The 26,299-nt window shown below is 39.7% G+C and carries 20 protein-coding genes; 9 read left to right on the plus strand and 11 right to left on the minus strand.

The annotated features are described in order from the left end of the window. Window positions 1-9: 9 nt before the first annotated feature. Window positions 10-3,336 carry a LysM peptidoglycan-binding domain-containing protein gene (locus FTT77_RS01625; RefSeq protein WP_180008296.1) on the minus strand — a complete coding sequence of 1,109 codons (3,327 nt, stop codon included), beginning with the start codon at window positions 3,334-3,336 and terminating at the stop codon, window positions 10-12. Between the two features lie 206 nt (window positions 3,337-3,542). On the opposite strand from FTT77_RS01625, the gene dnaQ reads away from it, so the two are divergent. From dnaQ to nudC, 3 genes are all read left to right on the plus strand, one after another. Beyond that, window positions 3,543-4,943, plus strand: coding sequence for a DNA polymerase III subunit epsilon (gene dnaQ, locus FTT77_RS01630; RefSeq protein WP_180108781.1), 1,401 nt, complete (start codon window positions 3,543-3,545; stop codon window positions 4,941-4,943). 128 nt (window positions 4,944-5,071) lie between these two features. Continuing rightward, window positions 5,072-6,718 (plus strand): chemotaxis protein, encoded by a 1,647-nt coding sequence (locus tag FTT77_RS01635; protein WP_180108782.1) that lies wholly within the window; start codon window positions 5,072-5,074, stop codon window positions 6,716-6,718. Then, window positions 6,718-7,491 (plus strand): NAD(+) diphosphatase, encoded by a 774-nt coding sequence (gene nudC, locus FTT77_RS01640; RefSeq protein ID WP_180107611.1) that lies wholly within the window; start codon window positions 6,718-6,720, stop codon window positions 7,489-7,491. The genes FTT77_RS01635 and nudC overlap by 1 nt, the downstream gene beginning before the upstream one ends. Window positions 7,492-8,097: 606 nt before the next feature. On the opposite strand, the gene serC is transcribed toward nudC, so the two are convergent. Then, window positions 8,098-9,177 carry a 3-phosphoserine/phosphohydroxythreonine transaminase gene (gene serC / locus FTT77_RS01645; RefSeq protein WP_078192058.1) on the minus strand — a complete coding sequence of 360 codons (1,080 nt, stop codon included), beginning with the start codon at window positions 9,175-9,177 and terminating at the stop codon, window positions 8,098-8,100. Window positions 9,178-9,524: 347 nt separating this feature from the next. On the opposite strand from serC, the gene FTT77_RS01650 reads away from it, so the two are divergent. The 4 genes from FTT77_RS01650 to FTT77_RS01665 are packed head-to-tail and all read left to right on the plus strand — an operon-like array spanning window position 9,525 to window position 14,442. Next, window positions 9,525-11,012, plus strand: a complete 1,488-nt coding sequence (locus tag FTT77_RS01650; protein WP_180108783.1) for a TolC family protein — start codon at window positions 9,525-9,527, stop codon at window positions 11,010-11,012. 21 nt (window positions 11,013-11,033) lie between these two features. Beyond that, a complete protein-coding gene (locus tag FTT77_RS01655; protein ID WP_180074162.1) occupies window positions 11,034-12,197 on the plus strand; it encodes an HlyD family secretion protein in 1,164 nt (387 codons plus the stop codon). Further along, the gene (locus FTT77_RS01660) at window positions 12,197-13,327 is read left to right on the plus strand and encodes an ABC transporter permease (RefSeq protein ID WP_180020751.1); all 1,131 of its coding nucleotides are present in this window, start codon (window positions 12,197-12,199) and stop codon (window positions 13,325-13,327) included. Before FTT77_RS01655 ends, FTT77_RS01660 begins: the two co-directional genes overlap by 1 nt. A gap of 17 nt (window positions 13,328-13,344) precedes the next feature. After that, window positions 13,345-14,442, plus strand: a complete 1,098-nt coding sequence (locus FTT77_RS01665) for an ABC transporter permease (RefSeq protein ID WP_373684689.1) — start codon at window positions 13,345-13,347, stop codon at window positions 14,440-14,442. 119 nt (window positions 14,443-14,561) lie between these two features. Here FTT77_RS01665 and FTT77_RS01670 read toward each other — a convergent pair whose 3' ends face one another. Continuing rightward, the gene (locus tag FTT77_RS01670) at window positions 14,562-15,110 is read right to left on the minus strand and encodes a hypothetical protein (protein ID WP_180108785.1); all 549 of its coding nucleotides are present in this window, start codon (window positions 15,108-15,110) and stop codon (window positions 14,562-14,564) included. A 459-nt stretch (window positions 15,111-15,569) separates the two neighbouring features. Here FTT77_RS01670 and gltP point away from each other — a divergent pair, with 459 nt between their 5' ends. Continuing rightward, on the plus strand, window positions 15,570-16,865 hold the full coding sequence (gene gltP, locus FTT77_RS01675) for a glutamate/aspartate:proton symporter GltP (RefSeq protein ID WP_078190399.1): 1,296 nt from the start codon (window positions 15,570-15,572) through the stop codon (window positions 16,863-16,865). Between the two features lie 67 nt (window positions 16,866-16,932). Here the strand turns inward: gltP and FTT77_RS01680 are convergent, their stop codons facing one another. The 8 genes from FTT77_RS01680 to FTT77_RS01710 form a co-directional block, all read right to left on the minus strand. Beyond that, window positions 16,933-17,364, minus strand: a complete 432-nt coding sequence (locus FTT77_RS01680; RefSeq protein ID WP_180063731.1) for a DUF3887 domain-containing protein — start codon at window positions 17,362-17,364, stop codon at window positions 16,933-16,935. 197 nt (window positions 17,365-17,561) lie between these two features. Then, on the minus strand, window positions 17,562-18,032 hold the full coding sequence (locus FTT77_RS01685) for a hypothetical protein (RefSeq protein WP_180026829.1): 471 nt from the start codon (window positions 18,030-18,032) through the stop codon (window positions 17,562-17,564). 91 nt (window positions 18,033-18,123) lie between these two features. After that, on the minus strand, window positions 18,124-21,108 hold the full coding sequence (gene gyrA, locus FTT77_RS01690) for a DNA gyrase subunit A (RefSeq protein WP_180026830.1): 2,985 nt from the start codon (window positions 21,106-21,108) through the stop codon (window positions 18,124-18,126). A gap of 290 nt (window positions 21,109-21,398) precedes the next feature. Then, the gene (locus tag FTT77_RS17325; RefSeq protein WP_257224686.1) at window positions 21,399-21,686 is read right to left on the minus strand and encodes a hypothetical protein; all 288 of its coding nucleotides are present in this window, start codon (window positions 21,684-21,686) and stop codon (window positions 21,399-21,401) included. Then, complete coding sequence (locus FTT77_RS17330) at window positions 21,646-22,032, minus strand: hypothetical protein (protein WP_257224687.1); 387 nt, start codon at window positions 22,030-22,032, stop codon at window positions 21,646-21,648. The genes FTT77_RS17325 and FTT77_RS17330 overlap by 41 nt, the downstream gene beginning before the upstream one ends. Before the next feature lie 452 nt (window positions 22,033-22,484). Next, entirely contained in the window at window positions 22,485-23,417 is a 933-nt protein-coding gene (locus FTT77_RS01700; protein ID WP_111883923.1) for an FAD-binding protein, read from the minus strand. Between the two features lie 18 nt (window positions 23,418-23,435). Next, the gene (locus tag FTT77_RS01705) at window positions 23,436-24,188 is read right to left on the minus strand and encodes an electron transfer flavoprotein subunit beta/FixA family protein (protein WP_078192067.1); all 753 of its coding nucleotides are present in this window, start codon (window positions 24,186-24,188) and stop codon (window positions 23,436-23,438) included. Between the two features lie 527 nt (window positions 24,189-24,715). Further along, window positions 24,716-25,321, minus strand: a complete 606-nt coding sequence (locus tag FTT77_RS01710; RefSeq protein WP_168378266.1) for a LysE family translocator — start codon at window positions 25,319-25,321, stop codon at window positions 24,716-24,718. 113 nt (window positions 25,322-25,434) lie between these two features. On the opposite strand from FTT77_RS01710, the gene FTT77_RS01715 reads away from it, so the two are divergent. Beyond that, a complete protein-coding gene (locus FTT77_RS01715) occupies window positions 25,435-25,929 on the plus strand; it encodes an Lrp/AsnC family transcriptional regulator (protein WP_180056054.1) in 495 nt (164 codons plus the stop codon). Window positions 25,930-26,299: the final 370 nt, after the last annotated feature.

Below are 26,299 nucleotides of genomic sequence, written 5' to 3' on the forward strand. Positions count from 1 at the left end.
TGTTTGGACTCAGTTTGGTACTTTAATGACTTCACCAATACGTAACTGAGCAGACGGTTGTATATCATTCATTTCAGCAAGTTTTGATGTATCAAGTCCATAACGGCTTGCTAAACCAATCAATGTATCGCCGCGTTTAATACGGTATTCACTGATAGTTTTAGGGACTTGTAAATTTTGACCGACACGAAGCCCAGCACGCGGATTCAAGTTATTTAATTCAGCCAATGCTGCCACAGTTAAACCTGTCCGACTAGCAATCGAATTTAAAGACTCGCCTGATTTCACAGTATAGCTTTCAGTATTTGTTGGTTTCACATTGCTCGTAGAGGATTTAGCTTCCGTTTTTTTGGTTTCAGTTGCTTTACTAGCTACATCAGCAGGTAGTTCACCATCTACTTTTAAACGCTGCCCTACACGAATCGCACTATTGGTATTTAGGCCATTTAATTCAGCTAAATAACGTAATTGAAGATGATATTTCTTCGCAATCACACCCAATGTTTCACCTGATTTCACCACATGAATATCGGTCGCATCAACGGAATTCGTTCGTGTATTGGTTTTGCTTTCAATTTTGGTCGCCTCAGCTTTGGTTTCTACTTTAACCGGTGCGACATCACCTGTTAATTTTAATTTCTGCCCAACGCGTAGACCAGAACTACGCTCTATACCATTTAAATTTGCGACATAGTCCATGCCTAAATCATAGCGACTAGCAATGCCTGTCAGTGTATCGCCAGACTGCACCACATATGTATCCGGAACAGTTGAACTTGCAGGAACTTTAATGCTTTGCCCAGCCATCAGCCCACTATTTACCGACATATCATTTAGACTCGCCAATTCTGACAAACTGATTTTTGACCGCGTCGCAATACTGTAAAGGGTATCACCACGCTGCACTTTATAGCTTTCAACTTTATACGCAGGATCAACTTTGACATTTTCAATGCGATTCACGACTTTGCTTTCGAGCTTCTCAACTTCTGCTACAGCTTGTAATGGCACATTAATTTTTTGTCCCACCATCAAGCTACTGCCAGCCGTTAAACCAGTTGTTAAATCTGCCAACTCTTGATTTGACAGCGCATAACGATCTGCAATGAGTTTTAGATATTCACCACGTTTTACCGTGTAGGATTTGGTTTGAACTTTTGCAGATTTTTCGACAACTTGAGCTGCTTTCTTGTCAGCTTCCAATTTTGCTTTAGATGCTGGCGTTTCTTTTAAGGATAATTTCTGCCCAACATATAAACCACTCGTGGTGGTTAAACCATTGTAATCGGCGAGTTGCTTCGTACTTAAACCAAATTGACTCGCAACAGCTGTAAGACTGTCATTTGCTTTCACCACATAGCTATCTGCGATAGGCTTAGCTTTCGATTCTTCATTATTTTGCACAATCGGTTTCGCATCATATAAATAGATGGTCGTACCGACATACAAGGTCGAATCTGGCGAAATTTGGTTCCAAGCTGCAATATCACGCCAATTCACGCCATTTTTCATCGCGATCAACGCTAATGTGTCGCCCGCCAAAACTGTATAAGTACTGCGTTTACCTTTAGGTGGTACAACTACAATTTCAGAATCTGTACGAATGACATTTTTACCTTGGTTGCGTTTGGCTTCTTCGGAATCTGCACCTGTATTTTCAGCCACGCTTTTCGGGTAAGAGAACCCTTTCGTCAGTTCTTTACCTTGTTGGTCTGCAATTGACTGACTGGTCTGAATCGCAGTCAACTTAATCTTGCCATCATAAGGATCGACAATTTCAGTGCCTTTCGGCGCAATAGCTTTAATTTCCTGAACGACTTCTTCTTGTTCTGCTTTAGTCGCTACTGGTTTTAATACCTCATCGACTGTTTTGGTCTCACCTTCAGCTTTAATAGCCGCCATGATTTGCTCACGCTCATTTGCGCTGAGTGGTGGCTCGACAGATACGGCTTTCACAGGCGTCGAAGGTGTTACAGCGACTGGAATACGCGGCGCACTTGGAATATCACTATTCGATGCAAATGCAGCCAAAGCAGATGATCCTATTGGCGTTTTGCCTTTCGTTCCTGATGGAACACTCGGCGTTACCGTTGTAGCGACTACAGGTGGTTTGGCAGAAGCTGTCACTGTCGGCTGTGTTTTAAGCGTAGGTGGCGTCACTTTAGCGGGCTGAATAGTTTTACTATTTAATTCCGGCGGAGTAACACGTGACGGTGTTATTTCAACATTATTTTTTGGTAAGTTATAAGTTGAATTACTTGCCCAATAACCTGATGAACCACCTGATTGTAATTTTTTCAAACGTGCATCAACTGATGGACTCACATCCGCAGGAATTAAAATCCGCATTGGGCTGCTGCTATCAATCACATCGCCACGATGACCAGGGTTTAGTGCATAGAGTTCTGCACGGCTTAAACCGGTAATAGATGCAATTTCATTTAAATTTGCAGGCCCTACAGCCACTTCACGAAAGTGTGGACGGTTGGCAATTGGTGGCAAACTTACGCCATAGGCACTTGGATTTTTAATAATTTGAGCAACAGCCAAGAAACGTGGGACATAGTTCATGGTTTCTTGGGGCAGTTTTAGCGACCAATAATCCGTTGGCAAACCTGCCGCACGGTTACGGTTAATCGCCTGTTGAATGCGGCCCGGCCCTGCATTATATGCAGCCAAAGCCAATTCCCACGAACCGAACTGGTTATGTAGCGCACCTAAAAACTCATAAGCTGCACGCGTTGATTCCACTACGTCACGACGACCATCATACATTGAGGTTTGTTTTAAGCCGTAAATACGTCCAGTACTTGGAATAAATTGCCATAAGCCCGCTGCGGCTGCACTTGAGGTTGCTGCTGGGTCATAAGAACTTTCAATCACTGGTAATAACGCCAACTCAGTCGGCAAACCACGACGTTCTGCTTCTTTAACCGTGTGATATAAATAACGGGACGCACGCGCACTTAAACGATCAATATATGGTTGACGTGAAATAAACCAACCACGCTGCGCTTCAATTCGCGTATCCCAGTGGTTCAAATCCATTTTGAAACCCACAGTCATACGCTTCCAGACATCACCATGCTTAAGTACTAAAAGGCGATCGCCTTCTACGGCACGCATGTCTGTTGCAGAAAGTAAATCTTCGAGTGAATCTAAACTATTGGCATCGAGAAAGTTTGAGCCAACTTGTTTACTTGCTGAGTTCTGCTTAGTCGTTTGCGATGAAGAACAGCCCGTCAGACCAAGAGCTGCGAGCGCAGAACCCAAGACTGTAAATTTAAAAATTTGTGGTAACGTAGGCTGCCAGACAGTCGCAGTTGATTTATACATAAAAAAATCCAGACAACTCATATAAAATTTATTTTTTAGATATGCCATTGTAGTGAAGCAGAACACAGACACAAGGCGTTAATTTAACGCTATTTCAGTATAAATGTTACAAGAAATTAAAAAAATCGCCAGAAATGGATTTCTCTCTGTCATTTGCGTTATACAATATACGGTTCTGAATGCTTGTTTTTCTCCGGATTTGATTTATGTCTCAAACAATCACGCTTTATGTTGATGGTGCATGTAAAGGCAACCCTGGCTTAGGGGGTTGGGGGGCCTATATCATCCGTGAAACTGGAGAAGAAAAACTCTGCGGCGGCGAAGCTGAAACCACCAATAACCGTATGGAATTGACTGCTGCTATTGAAGGCATTCAACATTGTCCGTCCGATGCAAAACTGATCATTTGGACAGACTCCAACTATGTCAAACAAGGCATAACCGAGTGGATTCATGGTTGGAAAAAGAAAAACTGGAAAGATGTTAAAAATCCAGATTTGTGGAAATTACTGGATGCAACTTGTCAGGGTCGGGAAATTGAATGGAACTGGATTAAAGGGCATGCAGGCCATCCGGGAAATGAAATGGCCGATCAATTGGCCAATCTAGGCGCAGAAAAAACCCTCGAACGCATCAAACAAGCAGCATCTACAGCTGAAGCACCTAAAAAAAAAGCTGAACCTGACTGGCTATTAAATGATCCGTTTGGACTTGAATTTGCTGATAGCGAGGATGAAGCAGAAGAAATCTCAGCTGAGTCAGCTATTGACGCAGAGCAGATTGATGACATTGTGATAGAACAACAAGCAACAGACACTGCTTCAACGTTGAGTCCAGATGCTTCTACACAGTCTAAGCAAGCTGCTGAAATCCATCCAATGATTGTCATTACACCAGCAACTGTCGATGTATCTGGCCCACGACAATTAATTTTGGATACGGAAACCACAGGTTTCTATTTCCAAGATGGCGACCGTATTATTGAAGTCGGTGCAGTGGAAATGATTAACCGCAAACTGACCGGTAGCTCAATTCATATTTATATCAACCCGCAAAAACCTGTCGGTGAATCTGAAAATATTCACGGAATCAGTGATGACTTTCTAAAAGACAAACCATTGTATGCTGAAATTGCTGATGTCTTATTTGACTATCTAAAAGGCACAGAAATCATTGCGCATAACGCAACCTTCGATATGAACTTCCTTGATATGGAGTTCAAACGTGCCGGTTTTGTGGCCTTATCTGAAGTTTGCGAAGTCACCGATACCTTGGCTATGGCCAAAGCCAAGCATCCAGGCCAGAAAAACTCACTCGATGCATTAGTGCGTCGTTACGAAATTCCACAACGTGACCGTACCTTCCATGGTGCCTTACTCGATGCGGAAATTCTGTCTGACGTATACCTAGCAATGACGGGTGGTCAGGTATCCTTTGATATCGATGCCCTGACCCACTCGCAAAATGAAGATGGTTCGCAAACCCGCGCCGCTGTTGAAATAGAATTACCAGTGATTTTACCTTCAGCCGATGAACTTGAAGCCCATGAGACATGGGTCAAACAATTTGAAGAAAAACATGGTACACCTTGCCTTTTTGCGAAATAAAATCTAAATTTCGTGTTACTTTTTGTATATAAACAATTCTTACATACGCTATAGTAAAACCATAAACATGGACCGCCTTAAGGGGCGGTTAATAAACAAGATAAAACATCTAGGAAAGGTGCAGATACATGTCTTACCAAACCTCTATCCATTTTGATCCAACGGCTTTGCTGATAATAAAAAATGAGGTTGATAACTCAATCAAGTTAGTCGAATCAGCAGTCAGCACCTTAGTTGAAGATCAAACTTTACCTTTCGGGATTGATGATGCACTGATTCAATTTGAACAATGTGCTCAAGTATTAGCTTTAGTTGATATGCCAAGTTTGGCAAAAATCGCTCAATATTCAGCAGAGTTAATGCGCAAGATCATGGGGAATCCTGCGCAAATTAACACTCAAGATGTCATCGCACTGAGCGAAGGCACAACCATGCTGAAACGCTATATTGAATTTATCTGCTTACGTGAAGTTAAAATCCCACAGTTCCTACTCGACAGTCTGAATCGTCTAGAACTGTCTTTAGGTAAACCTTTAACGTCGGAAGGCCAACACATTGAGTCCCTACTCGATTGTATTACTCCTGACTTTGACCTACCTCAAGCTCCTGCACTTGAAAAATCAAAATACGTTCACCGTCTGTATAAGTTGGCGTTGAATAAATTGATTAAACAAGAAGAAACTGAGCTGGATCTGCAAGCGATTAAATTGGTCGGTGCGTATTTAGCAGGTCTTTCAGATAAACATCCAAGCAAACAATACTGGAACTTGGTTTTTGTTGCATTTAATCAAATTGATCAAATCTTAATTACCGATGCTCGTTTACGTACCTTAGTGAGCATTGAACGCAATATGGCTCAATATTTTGCAGGAACTGAGCGCTTTAAAGCATCCATTTCTGATTTAGCCAATGTCTTAAGTCTAAGCATTAGCCAAGAAGATGACATTTCTCATCATATTCGTGGCAAGTTAAATATCGGTGAAGACCTTCTTACCGACACCCAATTGCAAGTTTTCAGTCGTCATTTATATGGTCCTGACTTCGAAACCATGCATACCATTGGTGAATTGGTTACGACTGAAATGACGCAAATTCGTAATGATATTGAATTTAACTATCAAAATATGACGCCTGAAAAAACCCAAGAACTTCAAGCGAAATTGAACGAATTGGCAAATATTTTCAAAGTCTTGAACTTAAATGAAGCGTATAACGACCTGTCGCGTCAAGCTGCGTCATTAGGTAATGCTGAGATTTTACAAGATGAAAGCTTTGCCCAGCAGTTGATGAACAATATCTTGTCTGCCATGAACTCGATTGGTGTGCTTGAGCGTCATCACACTTCTAGCCGCTTACAACTTCGTGTGAATAATATGAATATTTCACTCGACCGTTTAGATGAAGCACACGCTGCTCTGTTAAATGAGACCAAGGTTTTAATTGATGCTGCTAGCCAATCTTTGGTTCAGTATTTACAAAACCAAGATTTGACACAACTTGAAGCGACTGCAACTCAATTCCGTGAAATTGGTGGTGCGATGTTGTTCCTCAATGCAGATGCGGCTCAAAATGCGCTGAATTCAACAGCTCAATTCATTTTGAAACGAGTTGAGTCTTCAACTGCGATTGAAGCAAATGAAGTGAATCAAGCATTAGATTCATTGGCAAGCGCAGATATGTTGATTGACAATTTAAAGAACAAACAACCTGTTTTACAGGGCATGTTTAAGGTAGCATTGGACAGTAGCGAAAAACTGAAATCAGCAGCAGCCTAATGTCTAAATTGTCACTTGCGTATATCTTCAAACAACAGCAATTGCTGGTCGATGAAAACTTTCAACTTCCCGAAGTTGAGCAACTCGCAAGTGATTTAAATATTGGCACGGGTGATCAAGTGATTGCCCGTGATCTACTTGAAAATGAGCCAATTCCTGATGGCTTACAACTCATTCCTATTCGCCAGCTTCTACAACTTTGGAATGTACAGCAATTTGAACAAGCCAGCCGTGCTATTCAACTCTTAGAATGGCGCCGTAATCATAAATTTTGTAGCCACTGTGGTACAGCAACTCAAGTCCACGCCACAGAATATGCCATGGTTTGCCCTGCTTGCGGTTATCACCAATACCCTCGTGTAAACCCCTGTGTCATTACCGTCATTACCCGTGGTGAAGATGAAATCTTATTGGCTAAAAATGCGAAAAATGTCCGGGCAATGTATGGGCTGATCGCAGGTTTTGTTGAAGTCGGTGAAACTTTAGAAGAAGCGGTTCGTCGTGAAACTGAAGAAGAAGTTGGGCTGAAGGTCAAAAATATTCAATATCTGGCAAGCCAACCTTGGCCCTTCCCAAGTAATTTAATGATCGCATTTAAAGCAGAATATGCTTCAGGTGAACTTCAATTACAAGAAGAAGAAATAAGTGATGCGGCTTTCTTTAAATTTGATGCATTACCTGAAATTCCGTTCAAAGGAAGTATCGCCCATTCGATGATTATGCATGTCATCCATGGGTCTGCTGTTGCAGATGATACCCAGGCATGGTTATAAGCTACTGCTTTTGAGAAACTTAGAAATAAAAAAAGCCGCCTCAGTGTGGTTTTTTTATTTCTCACTAATCATGTGTATTCACTGCATATTTAAATAATTGAATATTTTTTATCCACAAGCTGGTCGATTTATTCTACTTTTAAATTCAAATTAAAATAACTTACCCACAATATTAAATTCAAAATAATGCCAAAAAATAAATCTATCTGCAAAAGATAAAATATAAAAATCTAATATAAATAAATAAGATAGGAAATTTATGAAACTAAATTTAGCAATTTAGTTGCTTATTTTTAAATAAAATAAATAGTTTAGTAAGTTTATGGTAGATAGTACTTTATTTAATCAAATAATTATGTTAAAAATGCGTTTAAGAAATAGTAATTAACGATAAATAGATCGGAAAGAATATCTATGAAAGTCGTGCAAGAAGAAAACTTATCGCAAGTTGACCATCACATGGAATCTCGATATCAAATCGAGCCAATGTCCTGCTTATTTTTTATGTTAGGTATGCTGATTTGTGCATACGTGTTACATACTTTTATTTTTTAATCTATTCAATAAAAAAAACCGGCATTTGCCGGTTTTTTTATGCCTTTAGGATTATGCGTTGCGTTTTGCAAAGTCATCCATAAAGTTAACCAGTGCTTGAACGCCTTCTAGCGGAACAGCATTATAAATACTTGCACGCATACCACCCACTGAACGGTGACCAGCTAAATTCAGCAAGTGGTTTTCTTCAGCTTCTTTCAAGAATTGTTTTTCCAATTCTGGATTCGCCAAAGTAAATGGTACGTTCATGATTGAACGGAATTCTTTTGCAATTGGATTTGCATAGAAATCGCTTGAATCAATATAACCATAAAGTAATTCAGCTTTTGCCATATTCGCTTTATAAATTGCGTCTACACCGCCCTGCTCAAGTAACCATTCAAAAACGAGGCCAGATAAGTACCATGCATAAGTTGAAGGTGTATTCACCATTGAACCATTTTTCGCTTGAGCTGAATATTTCAAGATACTTGGAATATCTGCTTTCGCTTGATCCAATAAATCATCACGAATAATCACCAAAGTTAAACCAGCAGGACCAATATTTTTCTGAGCACCTGCATAGATTAAACCGAACTTAGATACGTCTAATGGTGCAGATAAAATGCTCGATGAAAAATCGGCAACCAATGGTTTGTCCGTTTCAGGAATGTTGGCAAACTGAAGACCACCAATAGTTTCATTATCTGCATAATGCACATAAGCCGCATCATCAGATAAGTTCCAGGTGCTTTGATCAGTAATCGCAAGTTTACCGTCAATGGTGGTACCCGCTTCAACAACATTAATGTCGCCATAACGCTGTGCTTCTTTCAACGCTTTTTCAGACCAAATACCAGTGTGGATATAGTCTGCTTTGCTGTTTTTACCCAATAGGTTTAATGGGATCGCAGAGAATTGAAGTGATGCGCCACCTTGAAGGAATAACACTTTATAGTTGTCTGGAATATTCATCAGCTTACGAAGATCAGCTTCTGCTTTCTCTGCCACAGCGACATAGTCTTTACTACGGTGGCTCATTTCCATGATCGAAAGGCCTTTGCCTTGCCAGTCAAGCATTTCAGCTTGAGCTTTTTCTAAAACGGCAGTGGGTAATGCAGCAGGACCAGCACAGAAGTTGTACGCGCGCATGAGTTTTCCTTTCAAAGTGAAACACAATAAAATGATGGCATTTAACCATATCTGACGCGTGCTTGCAGTAGTTAAAGCTGAAAATATTCCAATGCTGTCTGACATTTGAAGTCAAATTTTCAATAAAGATCAAAATTAATTCTTATTAATTCAAATTATTAGATTTACTGATATTTTTTATCCCTTGAATTGATGCTAATTTAAGGTCTTGATGTGCGAAAATGACGTGCGCTACAAAGATAAAATTTATTTACATATGCATATGAAACAATACAACAACTTAGTGAATTTACCCAACTTCATCACAATGACTATAATGAACCCATCCTAGCTGTGAGTGTGTTTTTATGCCTCTACCTCGAACAGATTATTCTATAAAAATTAAACATACATTTCGTTCAGGATTGCTGCTTGGCCTTGGTTGTTTGAGTGTTTTTTTTAGCCCCACGGTACTTGCGCAAAGTATCAGTTATAGCCAAGCAGAACAAAGTCTACTCACTAGTTCGTATAGTACTCAGGCCAACCAAGCGCTACAACAATCTGCCGAACTTCAAGCTCAGGCCATTAAAGGCCTTGGTTTACCTCGTGTGGATTTAAACGTCCGTGCCTATGCCTTTCATAATGAACTCGATATTCCTCTCGGCGCCTTAAAAAACAACTTAGAACAAACGCTGAGTAATGGCATTAATAATAAAATTGATGAAAGCTTACCGAGTGATTTGGCAGACCCATTAAAAGACAGTCTGCAACAGCCAATCCGTGATGGTGTCGGATTAATTCCAGATTCTTCCCAAGTGGTCTTAGATGATCAAGTGATCCGCCCTACCGTTTCCGTAATGATGCCGCTGTATACCGGTGGGTTAACGTCTAGCGCCAAGGAAATTGCCAATATCCAAGCCAAACGCAGCGCGATAAGCAGTGAACAACAACAAGATGTGCAACGTTTTGAATTAATCCAAGCCTACTTCAATGCTCAATTACAAAAAAAATTAGTCGAAAGCAGCCGCTTCAATTTAAATGCGATGCAACAACACTATGCCAATGCGCTCAAAATGGAACAACAGGGTTTTATTAGCAAAGGCCAGCGTATGCAATTTGAAGTGGCGAAGAATAATGCTCTCAGAACTTTTCAAAATACTGAAGCGAATCTCCGCTCTAGCTTATTTAAGTTAAACAACTTAATGCAAAGCAGCCAAATTACTGATCTTACAACGCCATTATTTATCAATCAGCAACACAATCAAAATATAACCGCCTTACTAAAAAGTTATCAGGATCAGTCTAGTTTGGTGCGTAAAATGCAATTGGACAGTCAATTGGCTGGTGCTAATGTGAAAGCCCAAAGCGCAGCAAAAAAACCCAACGTCTTTGCCTTTGGTGAATATAGTCTCGACGATAAACAAAACTGGATCGTTGGTGTTGCCGCTCGCTACAACTTATTTTCAGGTATTGATAAAAACAAATCCGTACAAGCTGCTGAACTTCAACGCTATGCATCTGAGTTAATGACTGAGCGTACCAAACAAGAAATTGAAAGCCTGATTTATAGCTCATTTAATGAAGTCACCAGCGCTCAACAAAGTCACCTGTTGTTGCAGCAAAACCTAAAAGCTGCTCAAGAAAATTTAAGAATTCAACAGCTTTCATTTAAAGAAGATATGGGAACGGCCACACAAGTCATTGATGCACAAAATGCATTGAACGGGCTACAAAGTGAAATGGCGCTAAATGCTTATAAATACGTGATGTCACTCGCAACACTGCTACAAAGTCACGGGAGCATTGACCAGTTCCAAAGCTATATCAATCAATCACACACCGACTATATTCGCTAAGTTTAGCCGAGGGGAAACAATATGAATCAGGAACCAACTGATCACCAAGAAGATGCCTCTGCGAATGCTGAAACATCCCAATCCAATGTCTCGAGTTCAAACGTTTCGTCTACAGCAAATACTGCTGAGGATACTCCAAAGAAAGTGAATACCAATACTGATGCAGAGACGAAAAAAAGCTCAGTGCAAAGTCGCAATAAATCTGCTTTGATCAAGCTCGTGATTGGCATTGTCTTAGTTCTGCTTTTGGCATTGATTGCATTTGGCTTATGGAAAAGTTATCAGCCCAAGCAGGTTGAATTACAAGGTCGAGTTGAGGCAGAAACCATCCACATTAGTACAAAAGTACCTAGTCGTATTGAAGAAATATATGTGCATGACGGTGAAAAAGTACAAGCAGGTCAAGCACTGGTTCGTTTAACCAGCCCCGAAGTCGATGCAAAGAAACAACAGGCTTTAGCTGCACTCCAATCTGCGCAAGCACTGCAATCCACAGCTGAACGTGGCTCTCAACAAGAAAATATTGATAGTTTATATGCCAATTGGCAAAGTCTAAAAGCACAGCAACAATTGGCGCAAACCACATACCAACGTGGTCAAAACCTCTATAAAGAAGGTGTCATTTCACGACAACGCCGTGATGAAATGCAAGCTGCCGCAGTGTCTGCTGCACAAATGACAGAAGCGTCTTATCAACAATATGCGCGTGCAAAACGTGGCAGTACACCGCAACAACAAAGCTCGGCAGATGCCCAAGTCAAGATTGCGCAAGCCGCGTTGGCTGAAGCCAATGCACTTGAGGCTGAAACCAAGTTATTTGCACCGTCCAATGGCACTATTTCAAAAACCTATGGCAAAGTTTCAGAATTAGTTGCAATGGGTGTGCCCGTTGTAAGCCTGATTCAAGATGATAGCTTATGGATTAGCTTAAATGTCCGTGAAGACCAGTATGCTCAAGTGTATCAACTCAAGACCATGCAAGGATTTATACCAGCACTGAACAAATCTGCCGATTTTAAAATTGATCACATTGAAGCGGAAGGTGAATTTGCAACGATTAAAACCACGCGGCAAACGGGCGGCTATGACATTCGTAGTTTTAAAGTCCAACTGAAACCCGCTCAGCCGATTGCTGACTTAAAAGTGGGTATGAGCGTTTTGTTTAAAATTGAAGAGCGTAAATAATGTTTAGGGGCATTCTGCGTGAGTTTCGCTATTTGATGCAGCATAAATGGGACTTGTGTATGGTCACACTTGCCCCTGCCCTTGTGATTTTGCTCTTTACCAATATGTTTGCTCAAGGCAAACCAGATCATTTACCCATCGCGATCATAGACCAAGATCAAAGCAGTTTAAGCCGTAACATTACTCATTTTGCGCAGCTGAACCATACCTTAAAAGTAGCCACCATTACACCCAGTATGGATGATGCTGAAAAGCTTTTAAATCAGACTCAAATTTGGGGCTATATTCATATTCCTGCTGGTGCAGAGCAACGACTGGTTCAAGCAAAAGATGCAGAAGTCAGCATTGCCTATAACCAAAGCTATTTTAGTGTCGGCAATAGTATTTCATCAGCCATGCTGCTAAGTACATTGCAAGCCATGGCCGATTTTAGTGGTCATCAGTATTTAGAAAATACAATTCCCTACCTCGATGCACCGACACCCAATGTCAAAATTTCACCTTTATATAATCCAGGTTTAAATTATGAGTTCTATTTAGAGCCGTACATGATTCCTGCGATTCTGCATTTATTACTGTGTTGCTGTGTCGCATTTTCAGTCGGTCAAGAAATCAAATATGGCACTGTAAATCAATGGGTGAAACCGACTTCTGTCTTTCAAGCTTTAATCGCTAAAAATCTCAGTTATGTTTTCATTTTTACCGCTTGGACATGGGCGTGGATGTTCTGGCTAATCGTGTTTCGAGGGTGGTTTGTTCAGGGTTCATTACTGCTAATTTTGCTCGGGCAATTGTTTTTTTATACAGCCTATGCCTTTATCAGTTCTACTGTAGTTTTGGCGACACGTGATCTCACCAAATCTTTTGGTTTTATTGCGGTATATGGTGGCTCATCACTGAGTTTTGCAGGGGTAACATTGCCGCTGAATAACGCGCCGATGTTTACAAAATTCTGGGCTAATATTATTCCCTATACGCCTTATGCCAAATTACAAACAGAACAATGGGTCATTGGTAGCCCAATCTCCATTTCAATCACACCGCTTGTCACCCTGATCATTTACTGTCTGTTCTATTTTGTTCTCGCCAGCTTCTTTTTACGTAAAGTACTGAAGGAACAAATCATATGAATAAAATCGCGTTATTTATAACAGCTTTGCTCAGACACTATATTCAAACATTTAAAGATATTGTGAAGCACAGTTCGATTTTTACCACCTTAGTGCTTTCTGTTTTTCTTTACAGTTTTTTTTATCCCATTGCCTATCAAGCGGAACACGCAGAATCGCTCCCTATCATTGTGGTGGATGAGGAACAAAGCATACTCACCAATACGATTATTGGTGCTGTAGCCAATAGTCCCAATGTAGAAATTCAAGCTGTGACTGGTAATTTTGCTGAGGCTGAAAATATGCTCAGAAGTCAGCAAGCTGACGGGATTTTACTGTTGCCGAGTAATCTTTCAAATAGCATTCGCCGTGGTGAAACCGGTGGAATTGGTTTATATCTCAGTGCTGCAAACTTTCTAAAGACTCAAAAAATTGGCTTAGGTTTAGCCAGTTCTATGGAAAATGCCCTCGTCGAATATGCAGAAAAATTCCAGAACATATCTGATTTTAGCCCCGCTTTGTCGATTCATAAGATTCCATTATTTAATCCACTTTCAGGCTATGGCAGCTATATTTTCCCAGCGGTTGCTCCCTTAATTATTCATCAGACGATTTTATTGGGTCTGTGCATGCTGATTGCGACCTATCGACAAAACACCACATGGCGTCCAAGCTATTCACAATTAGCTGGCATTTTCTTGTGTATTTTGACTATCGGGACTTTAGGGTGCTTCTATTTATTTGGTTTTACCTTTTGGCTGAACGATTATCCACGGGGTGGAAATTTTTGTGGCATGTTCATTGCTGTACCCATCTTCCTCAGTTGTATTATTGCGATGACGCTCTATCTAGCCACCTTTCTTGACCTGCCAGAACGTGCAGGACATGTCATCGTTTTTAGTTCTATTCCGCTATTTCTACTTTCGGGAACGGCATGGCCACATGCAGCTATGCCTAAATGGATGCAAATACTCGCTCAAGCATTACCTTCGACCCAAGGCATTCAAATGTTCCTTCAACTCAATCAGATGGGTGTGCCTACAGTAATCCTCATACCTAAACTGCTTTACCTCACAAGTATTGGACTGATTTTTTTATGTCTTGCTGTCTGGCGTTTAAAGTTTGCCAAAAGATAAAACTGTTTGTGCTGTAAGACATGTCTGGTCTCAAGCGAAATGCGTTCAAACCTATTCATCATAGACTCGAACGCTTTGCTTCTTAGCATGTCTGAAATTTTAATGCTTTCTGTCGCCAATTAACTGTATGCTGTTGGCGTCACAGTCGATGCCTCATCCACTTGAATATCAAAATCATCTGCATCTGAAGTGATCTCAGTAACCAAATCATCTGATTCTTTTTCTGCAGCGTTTTCAAGCCAGAATCCTTTCACTTTATCGTCCCCATCATGACCTGCAAAGACCACACTCATATACAGTTCTTTTTGCGGATAATCATATTTATACACAATTGTTGTGGTCTTACCTTCTCCCAGCCGAGTATTTGCCATTCGCTGAATCACTTGCGCTTCAGCGCTAGGTTGACCTGCAGGAATCAGCTTTTTCATACGTGAAAACAGCTCTGGATCTGCTAGCATCACATCACGAACATTTTCTTCAACCAATGCCAAAAAGCTGTCTTGATGGGGTTGGTGTAGTGCTGCGAATAATTTTTCTGACTTAGTACGCTGTGAGCTTGTCTCACTTGGTAGGCTTGATTCGAATTTTGCAATCAAGAAATCGCCAATTTTTTCACAAGCCGTTATAGGTAAGATTAAAGCGATGATGACGACTAATTTTTTCAACACCGTACAAGCCCTCTGGTTATTATTAAAATATATAAAGTTAAAATTTATTTCGGATAATCTGTGTGATTTATAGAATTTTCACTGATTTATCTGCCTCACAAGTATAAAGCAAACTTCTATATAAAAATGAAAAATACAGGCTCACAATTAGTTTTTCGATCTTTCTAGGCAAATCAGAGATTTTGTGAAGTGTTCATTAATAACTCAATTTTATTCGTTCTATAAATTAAACTTAACAATCAAATCGCTTATACAACTAAAAATGATAATTTACCGATCAAACAGTTTAGTTTTGATCAAAATCGTTGGCTGTATTCTCATATAAACTGCAAAATATTATCGTATTTATCTCCCAAATTATTCAGAACTTTTTGTCATGGCGGATTCAGTCTGTCTGCAACATTTGTTCGTGGATGACTGTGGGCTTTTTTCTCCCAAATCTGACATAAGAGCTGATGTATGAAAAAGATTAAGGTGAGCCTTGCCTGGCAAATCGTGATTGCTCTCATTCTAGGTATACTTGTTGGTGCTTTCCTACACTATTCTCCTGAATATCGTGATGCTTTAGTTAATAACTTTTTGACTCCTTTGGGCTCAATTTTTATTAACCTCATTAAGATGATCGTTATTCCGCTTGTTGTGTCGATGCTTATTTTAGGTATTGCCAATACAAGTCACGGTAGTAACTTAGGTAAACTAGGTTTCAAAACGATTATTTATTTTGAAATCATTACCACCGTTGCTATTTTAGTCGGTTTAGTTGCAGCCAACGTATTCCAACCTGGTGCCGGCATTGATATGTCTGCATTGACGCAAGTCGATATTTCAAAGTATCAAGAAACAACACATGAAGTCAGTGAACATTCTCATGGTTTGATTCAAACAATACTTTCACTTATTCCATCTAACTTTTTTGCAGCTTTGACGAGTGGTCAAATGCTCCCAATCATCTTTTTCTCTGTGATGTTTGGTGTAGGTTTAGGTGCGCTTGATCAGGAAGTAAAACAACCTTTAATTAAAGTGTTGACCGCTGTTTCTGAAACGATGTTTAAAGTTACGCACATGATCATGATGTTTGCACCTATTGGTGTATTCGGCCTGATTGCAGCGACTGTTGCGAATTTCGGCTTCAGCTCTCTTGTGCCACTGCTTAAGCTCGCAGTTTTAGTTTATGGTGCAATATTCTTCTTTATTTTTATAGTATTAGGTGCCGTTGCCAAGTTCTGTGGCTTCAGTGTTTGGGCCATTATCAAGATCTTAAAAGATGAATTGATTCTCGCGTATTCAACTGCAAGTTCTGAAACTGTCCTCCCCCGTATTATGGAAAAAATGGAAGCTTACGGTGCTCCGAAACCGATTACCAGTTTCGTGATTCCAATTGGCTATTCATTTAACCTCGATGGTTCGACCCTATATCAAAGTATTGCAGCTATCTTTATTGCTCAGCTTTACGGGATTGATCTGACAATCACCCAACAAGTGATTCTAGTACTGACCTTGATGATTACCTCTAAAGGGATTGCAGGTGTACCTGGCGTTTCTTTCGTGGTCTTGCTGGCGACTCTCGGCAGTGTCGGTATTCCTCTCGAAGGTCTGGCATTCATTGCAGGTATTGACCGTATTTTAGATATGGCACGTACTGTACTGAATGTGATTGGTAACGCGCTTGCGGTACTGGTGATCAGTAAATGGGAAGGCCAATTTGATACTGAAAAACAAAAAAATTATGCCGCTAATCTAAAAGATGCCGCTTAATTTTATGCCATAAAAAAGGACGCTTCGGCGTCCTTTTTTACAGCTTTGTTTTATTTTTTACCAAACTTTATTTATTTTTTTCACCAAACACTGAAATATTAAAATCTCGAATTTTGTTACTTCCTGCCGGCTTATCAAAACTTACATCATACTGTACAAGGTTTTTATTGGTATAACCGTACTCATAAGTGACCGTATATAAAGACGGTTTTTCAATGTGCTTAGCCACAATATTTTTGCGTGAGTAATCTTGTTTCGGAATACCTCGTGCAAATTTACGCAGCTCTTTTTCATTCTGTTCAAACTTCGCTTTGAGTTCTGGTTCAAAGTAAGTGTACAGCTTATCAAAATTGCCTTCACGTAATTGATCATAGGCAGCTTGGGCAACTTCAGTCTGTTCAGTACTTGGGTCTGGTATTGCATTTAATGCTTTTTGGCCAATTTGGTCACAACCTGACAACGCTATGACACAACCTAGTAACAAAAAATTTGCCTTCATAACCACACTTATTCCTAATTTAAGCTTTTGAGTATATATAAAACTTCAAAGTTGATATTAAAATTAAGATATCTCTTTAACTTTTCTCTTTCCAACTTGTTGACAATACATTAAATTAAACTCTGTTCACTTACGCAAGGTAAATGAGCTTCACTTTTAATGTATTTAAATAAAGTACCACTGAAAATTCTAAGGGTTTATTTAAGTACCAACTTTAGATGACTACCGATAATTTTAGCCAAAGGATCATCTTGTTTAAATAATACGGTGTAAAATACAGTTTGCTGCTCGTATTCATACTTAAGCTTTGCTTCAATTAGTTCACCATGCACACTATTTTTAATACTTTTATATTCCACCATTTTATAATCTAAAACTTTTTCAAAATATGGAATATATGAAGATATTTCTGGTAATAATGTTGGATCTTCTAACAAAGCTTGATAAAACTTCTCATCTGTTATTTTCTGGATTTGATCTAAATCTTTATCACGTATAGCAACATACAATTGCTCAATGTGTTTAAGTTGCAAAGGTGTCAGCTTATAAGGAATAGATGATTCTTTTTTTATACCTTCATTAAACTCTACAGACGTCGGCTCACTACATCCCATTAATGCAAAACAAATGACTATTCCTTTGGTTCTAATTAATTTTTTGAAATACATTTAAGTCACTATTCTTGTTTATATAAATTTTTGTTAATACTATTCATCTATCAAAAAGGACGCCGTAGCGCCCTCTTTTCTCAATCTTCAATTAGTCTTCTTCAGGCTCATTGAGATCTGATTCATTGTCATTTTGATCAATAATCGTTGAGTCATCTACAAGCTGCTCAGTTTCGATTGCTTCCACTTCTTCAAAAGTTTCGTCTTCTTCAACTGCTTCGATCGCAACAACACCGACCAAGATTTCGCTTTCACCTAAACGGATCAGACGAACACCTTGAGCATTACGACCTGTTTGTGCCACTTCAGACGCACGTGTACGAACCAGTGTACCACCATCTGAAATTAACATCAGCTCTTTAGACGCATCAATCGCTACCGCACCAACAAGTTCACCGTTACGTTCAGATGTTTTAATTGCAATAACACCTTTACCGCCACGTTTCTTAGTTGGGAAGTCATCTACTGGTGTACGTTTACCATAACCATTGGCTGAAGCACAAAGTACTTCACCGGTTTCAGGAACAACCACCAATGACACTATACGGCTAATGAGAACTGAATCAGAGGTATCTTCATCATCAGACTCTACATCCGCATCCTCAGCGTCTTCAGCTTGAGCTGCTGCACCAATGGTCACGCGCATACCACGAACACCTTTGGCAGAACGACCCATTGAACGCACGTCAGTTTCTGCAAAACGAATGGCTTTACCTTCGTTTGAGAACAACATGATTTGTTGTTCGCCGTCGGTAATGGCAACACCGATTAAGGTGTCATCACCATTGAGTTCAATCGCGCGTAGACCGTTTGAACGAACATTCGAGAATTGTTCTAACTCAACACGTTTAATCGTACCGTATTCTGTTGCCATAAATACGTAGAAGTTTTTACGAACGGCTTCTGCTTGCTGTGCAAAGTCATTGATGATTTCATCATCAAGATCAGTGGTAGAAAGCTCTAAGCCCAACTGTTTCAATTGAACACGTAATGCATCAGACAAGTCATCTGCACCGTCTTCAGTCTCAGCAAGTGCAGCTTCTAAACCAGCAAAATGACTATTAATCACTTCATTGGTTTGTAGCTGTGCACTATTGGCTTTTACAAATGCTTTAAAGTCAGCCAAACGTTCTTTAAATTTCTTCGGCGCATCGACCACTGGTAAAATAGCGGTGATGGTCTCGTTTTCATCTAATGGCAATAAGTTCACCATCGGACGACCTTTCGCACCACGAGATGCTTGAGGTACTTCATACACTTTCAAACGATAAACTTTACCCACATTGGTAAAGCAAAGCACTGTTGCGTGGTTTGAAGTCACGATCAAATGCTGGATGTAATCGTCTTCTTTCATTGAAGTTGCAGACTTACCACGTCCACCACGACGCTGTGCAGCGTAGTCTGACAATGGTTGAGTTTTTGCATAGCCTGATTTAGAAACAGTTAGTACCATTTGCTCTTCAGGGATTAAATCTTCACGAGAGAAGTCGATACGTGATTCCACGATATCGGTACGACGTGCATCGCCATATTGTTGAAGGATTAAAGCTAATTCTTCTTTAATCACGTTCATCAATAAGTTGAAATCGTTCAAAATTGCAGTGTATTCAGCAATTTGACCAAGAATTTCTGTATATTCAGCTTGTAACTTGTCTTGTTCTAGACCAGTTAAACGATGTAAACGAAGTTCTAAGATCGCACCTACTTGAGTTGGAGACAGACGATAAATATCACCTGTTAAACCAAATGGACGTGCTGGATCTTCGCCTTCAATTTCATCTGGACGGACAGATACCGCGCCTGCTTTTTCAAGCAATGCAACGACACCACCGCCTGCCCACTCGCCCGCTTGTAAACGTTCGCGTGCTTCGCTTGGGTTTGCAGATGTTTTGATGGTTTCAATGATCGCATCGATGTTTGCAAGTGCAACCGTCAAACCTTCTAAGATATGTCCACGTTCACGTGCTTTACGCAATTCGAACATGGTACGGCGTGTAACCACTTCCTGACGGTGACGGATAAACGCTGCAATAATATCTTTCAAGTTCATTAACTTAGGCTGACCATTATCGAGGCAGACCATGTTAATACTGAATGAATTTTCTAATTGGGTATTTTGGAATAGGTTATTTACAATCACTTCAGCGTTTTCACCACGCTTCAAGTCAATTGCAATACGCATCCCTTCTTTATCTGATTCATCACGAAGTTCAGAAATACCTTCAAGTTTTTTCTCTTTGACCAACTCAGCAATACGTTCAATGGTTTTTGCTTTGTTAACTTGATAAGGAATTTCAGTGAAGACAATCGTGCTACGGCCCGATTTTTGGTCTTCTTCAATGTGATATTTACCACGGATATGCAAACGGCCTTTACCAGTACGGTACGCATCGACAATGCCAGATTTACCGTAAATTATACCGCCTGTAGGGAAGTCTGGACCAGAAATGTGTTCCATTAATCCTTCAATGCTGATGTGCGGATCGTTGGCATAAGCAAGACATGCATTAATGACTTCTGTCATGTTATGCGGAGCCATATTGGTTGCCATACCTACAGCAATACCAGCTACACCGTTAATCAACAAGTTAGGCACACGTGTTGGCATGACTTGTGGAATACGTTCAGAACCGTCGTAGTTGTCTTCCCACTCTACGGTATCTTTCTCAAGATCCGCTAAAAGTTCGTGGGTTAATTTACGCATACGAACTTCGGTATAACGCATTGCTGCTGCACTGTCACCATCGACAGAACCGAAGTTACCCTGACCATCAACCAATTGATAGCGTAAACTGAAATCTTGAGCCATACGAACAATGGTTTCGTATACAGCTAAGTCACCATGTGGGTGATATTTACCGATGACGTCACCGACTACACGGGCAGACTTTTTGTAAGCTTTGTTGTAGTCATTGCCCAATTCGTGCATTGCAAAAAGCACACGACGGTGAACAGGTTTGAGACCATCTCGGACATCTGGCAACGCACGTGACACAATCACGCTCATTGCATAATCGAGATATGAGCTCTTCAGTTCATCCTCAATGGCAATCGGTCTAATTTCCGATACGCTCATGCATACTCCTTGTTATACAAGCAGAATTCTGCCCGCATTTATATATCGTAAATCTGTAAAAATTAGTTCAAAAAATACTGAACCAATATCAAAAATCAAGTCGGACAGTATAGCATAAAAACCCTGATTTTTGTGCCAATCATCTTGCACTAGAACCATGATTTTTTGTATTTATTTTAAGCATTTTGATTTTATTTGCTGTGAAAAAAACCTCTACGAATAGAGGTTGTTTAATGTTCAAAATATTTCTTTTCGAAGCTTCAAATTTAGACCCATAAATGTGATAAAAATCACTCTTTATGATATTGCATGACCTCTAATTCTTGAGGCACATGATCATGCTGCAACCATGGGTATGCTGTTAGAAACAAACCAAAAATAAGCGGAAATTCATAAACTTCTTCGATGAAATCTTTATAAGCCAAATCGTACAAAAATAAAAAACTAAGACTTCGACTATGCTCAACTGCATCAGAAATAAATAAGCCCAATATCACCAAGCCGAATGGCCAAATTGGCAAAGCCAAGGTTTTTAAGTTACGTGCGATTTCTTGGCGTAAATAAGGCGAAAACAGCATAAAGACGACAGGGTGCAATCATGAATACCGAAATTAAACGAAAATACGGTTTAGGCACATCAGGAAAATAGTCACGCCCCCAACTAATACTACGACCAAATAGCAACAACCACCATGCAACAGCCCACAACCAAAATTGTTTCTTTCCATCTTGCATTTCAAGTGGTCGAATATAGAAAAAAGTAAAAATCGCAAAAAACAGCAATAACAATGCTTGGACCGATTCAACTGCTGTAACAGTCATTCCATCAAATAAAGGAAAAGAGATACTTTGTAAAACAGGAAAAAGTAAACAACAGATCATCAGCACCAATACACTGATTGGTAACTGAAAATCAAATTTCAAAGGGAGACTCCGCCTAAAGGGCAAGTTCAATAAAAAAGCAATGTTAACACAAAATATACAATTCTTTAAGCTTGCTTTAAGTTTAAGATTCAAACTTGAAGGATAAATTTTTATTATTTTATTTTAAATCTTTGTATTTTTTATAATTTATTAATCTCCATCCTATTACCAAGCGATTGCGCCTGCTTACTTACCATTTAAGTTTTAACGTACAAATAGCTTGCGCTACAGTAGTGTCTAATACCAATAATAAGAAACACTATATGAATTTTGAACTACAAAACTAAGAATCCACTACCCTCATAAGCATGAAACATCTAAGTGCAATTTATATATGTACATTTACGTATAATTAATCGATTAAACATAACCAAGAAGACCTACTAATTCTTCAAACAACAAAAACGCCCCTAAACCATAAGCTTAGGAGCGTTTTGAACTGCGTTCAGAAATTAGATTTTAGATACTAATTCTGGAACAACAGTATTCAAATCACCCACTAACCAGTAGTCAGCTACTGAGTTAATTGGCGCTTCTTCATCTTTGTTGATCGCAACGATCACTTTAGATTCTTTCATACCTGCCAAGTGCTGAATCGCACCAGAGATACCTACAGCGATGTACAAGTCAGGAGCAACGATTTTACCTGTTTGACCCACTTGCATATCGTTTGGTACGAAACCAGCATCAACTGCTGCACGAGATGCGCCTTGCGCAGCACCAAGCTTGTCCGCTAATGGATCAAGAACAGTGTGATAGTTTTCACCTGAACCAACACCACGACCGCCTGAAACAACAATACGCGCAGCTGTTAATTCTGGACGTTCAGATTTCACGATTTCTTCAGAAACAAACTTAGAAATACCAGCATCACCAGTAGATGCAACAGCTTCAACTGCAGCAGAGCCGCCTTCGCTTGCAACAGCATCAAATGCAGTACCACGAACAGTCGCAACTACAACAGACTCGCCAGACTCTACAGTTGCAATCGCGTTGCCTGCATAGATTGGACGTTTGAAAGTTTTAGGACCTTCAACAGCAATGATGTCAGTGATCATGCTTACGTCAAGTAGCGCAGCAGCACGTGGAAGTACGTTTTTGCCCGTTGTCGTAGAAGCAGCAAGGATGTGAGTGTAACCCGCACCGATAGAAGCAACTAATTTAGCAACGTTTTCAGCCAATTGATTAGCATAAGCAGCGTCGTCAGCAAGTAATACTTTGCTTACACCCGCAACTTTAGCTGCTTGGTCTGCAACTGCTTGAGCGCCTGAACCAGCTACTAATACAGTGATATCACCACCGATTTTTTGCGCTGCAGCAACAACGTTAAGAGTTGCACCATTTAGTGCTTTGTTGTCGTGCTCAGCGATAACTAAAATACTCATGATTTTTATCCTTCTGTATTAGATCACTTTCGCTTCGTTTTTCAATTTATCTACAAGCTCGTCTACAGACTTCACTTGTACGCCCGCTTTACGTTCTGCAGGAGCTTCAACTTTAACAGTTTTAAGCTTAGTTGCAGGTGAAACGCCATAATCAGCAGGTGACTTAGTATCAAGCGGCTTTTTACGCGCTTTCATGATGTTTGGAAGAGCAGCATAACGTGGCTCATTCAAACGTAAGTCAGTTGTGATGATTGCAGGAAGTGCAAGTTCAACAGTTTGTAAACCACCGTCGATTTCACGAGTCACTTGTACTTTATCGCCTTCAACTTTAACTTCTGAAGCGAAAGTACCTTGGCCAGCACCTAAAAGCGCACCAAGCATCTGACCAACTTGGTTAGAGTCGTCATCAATTGCTTGTTTACCAAGAAGGATCAATTGAGGTTGTTCAGCGTCTACAACACCTTTTAGGATTTTTGCAACTTCAAGTGCACCTAACTGGCTGTCGTCAGCTTCAACAAGGATACCGCGGTCTGCACCAAGCGCCATAGAAGAACGGATTTGTTCTTGAGCTTCTTTAGGACCAATAGAAACAACAACGATTTCTGAAACAGTTCCTTTTTCTTTTAAACGAACCGCTTCTTCCACTGCGATTTCACAGAATGGGTTAATTGACATTTTAACGTTCGTTAAGTCAACACCACTGTTGTCCGGCTTAACGCGAACTTTAACGTTGGCATCAACCACACGTTTTACAGCAACAAGAGCCTTCATGTAATCCTCGGCTGTTTTAGCAAATGTAAATGTTGAGAAAAGTTATATTAACTCTTCACTTTAAATTTTTTAGGTGCCCTATCTTGCAATGTGTACGGCATTTCGGTCAAGTCACAATTATCGAAAGACCTGTAAAAAAGCGTAATTTCCTTGAACTTATCGTTCACATTTTTTAGAGAATGGTTCAGTTATCCAAAAAAACGCATTATTCAGTTATTTTTTAAGCATTGATTTTTATTATTTTTTTACTTGATTTAGCTCATCAAAAGATCTGATTTAATATCAATTTTCGATCAATCTTTCTGAAATAGAGCTTTCCCTCTACACATTCGGCAACATATCTAAACTTGTCATTTAAGATAGAAGCATAATGAATTTAGCGCTAATTTCACTTTTCCGAAGCTAATTGGTGGGTTTTTCTCTCTTTCTTGTTCTTAATATGTGTCGATATTCAGCACATATAAAAAAACCTCCGCCTTCACGAAGGTTTTAGTTAAGGCAATTATTTCTATTTACATTTGCTGTTTTTAATTGGCAATTAACCATGTCGCAGCAAGAGCCAATAAACCGCCTGATGTACCATCAACCCACTTTTGTTTGCGTTCATCAATTTCAGTTTTTTGTGTAATACGTGCAAAGACCACACTTAAACTACAATACACCACAAAAATCAGCCCAATAAAAATGAAGGACAAAATCAAACCTTGACTCACGGTATTCGCTGATTTATCGATAAATTGCGGCAAAATTGCAAAATAAATCAACATACCTTTCGGGTTCAGCAAAGCCGTAAAAAAGCCTTTTTTAATCGGGTTTGACGCTGACTTTTTCTCAATACTTAATTTTTTACTGCTAAATACTGAACGTAGCAAATGCGTCGCCAAATATAAAAGATAAGCAATCCCCAACCAGCGGATTGTTTCAAACAGTAGTGGAAATGACACGATAATCGCAGCAATACCCAATGCCACCAAAATCGAGTGAACCAAGTAACCTGAACACACACCTACTGTAGCCATCATGCCTGCTTTTGCATCCTTACCCATCACTTGTGACAGGATAAAAAGCATATCGGGTCCTGGTGTGAAAATAAGGGGAATTACCGTTAAGGCAAATAAAGCAAATACAGACATTTCAATTTTCCCTTTCTATGTCCTGAAAGTGAAATTAGTATGTTTGAATCGCTTTAAAATAGGATATCAAATATTCTATAATAGATATTATTTTTAGAATTATATTCTATTTTATGAAGACACCTTCTAAGTCAATTCTAGTTAAACTGGATCGTATTGATAAAAATATCATTCGCGCACTTCAAAATAATGGTCGTATGCAAAATAATGACTTAGCCAAGGAAATTGGACTCTCGCCTTCTTCTTGTTTACGTCGGGTCAAATTACTCGAAGAAGCAGGTGTGATTCAGAATTACACCACCGTGGTCGATCCACAAAAGATTGGCTTTCAATTAATTTTGTTCTCTCGTATTTGGTTAACTGGGCAAGATGCTGAAACCATCGATACTTTTATCGAAGCCATGAAAGAACTTCCTCAAGTCATGGAGTGCTATATTATTTTGGGTGAGTGCGATGCAATGCTCAAAGTTGTGGTGCCTGACCTAGAAAGTTACCGTAAATTTCAGTCTACTCACTTAACCAAGAAAAATGGCATCACCAGTGTAAAGACTGATTTACCAAGCCAAATCATCAAACAAAGCTTCCAGTTACCGTTAGAAGATTTATAACCACACAATTGATCTGCCAAGAAACAACTCAAGCATTTAAAACAACAAGGCCGATACTACAAGCTTGGCAATGTAGTGACGGATTACCCTCACAGCCTCGAATGCAAATACCTAGTTTGCGGTATTTTCCTTTTATTTTAAGCAAAGAAAAATCATGATTTGCGGCAATTGAATGAGAACTATTAAGGAGGTCTTTAAGCTCAATTGCTCAAGTAGGAAAACCATTGATTTTTAGGCTCACACGGCTTTGTTGCACAAAGATTTGAAATGCAAAGCGCCCCTAATTGATCCAAATTTAAGGCGTAACTTGGGTAAGTGGGCGACCTAATTCCGTAAATCTGTTAAGGACTGCTACACGTGCATGGATCTC

Origin of the sequence: Acinetobacter sp. YH01010 (genome assembly GCF_013420775.1) — a bacterium.
Taxonomy (GTDB): Bacteria; Pseudomonadota; Gammaproteobacteria; order Pseudomonadales; family Moraxellaceae; genus Acinetobacter; species Acinetobacter amyesii.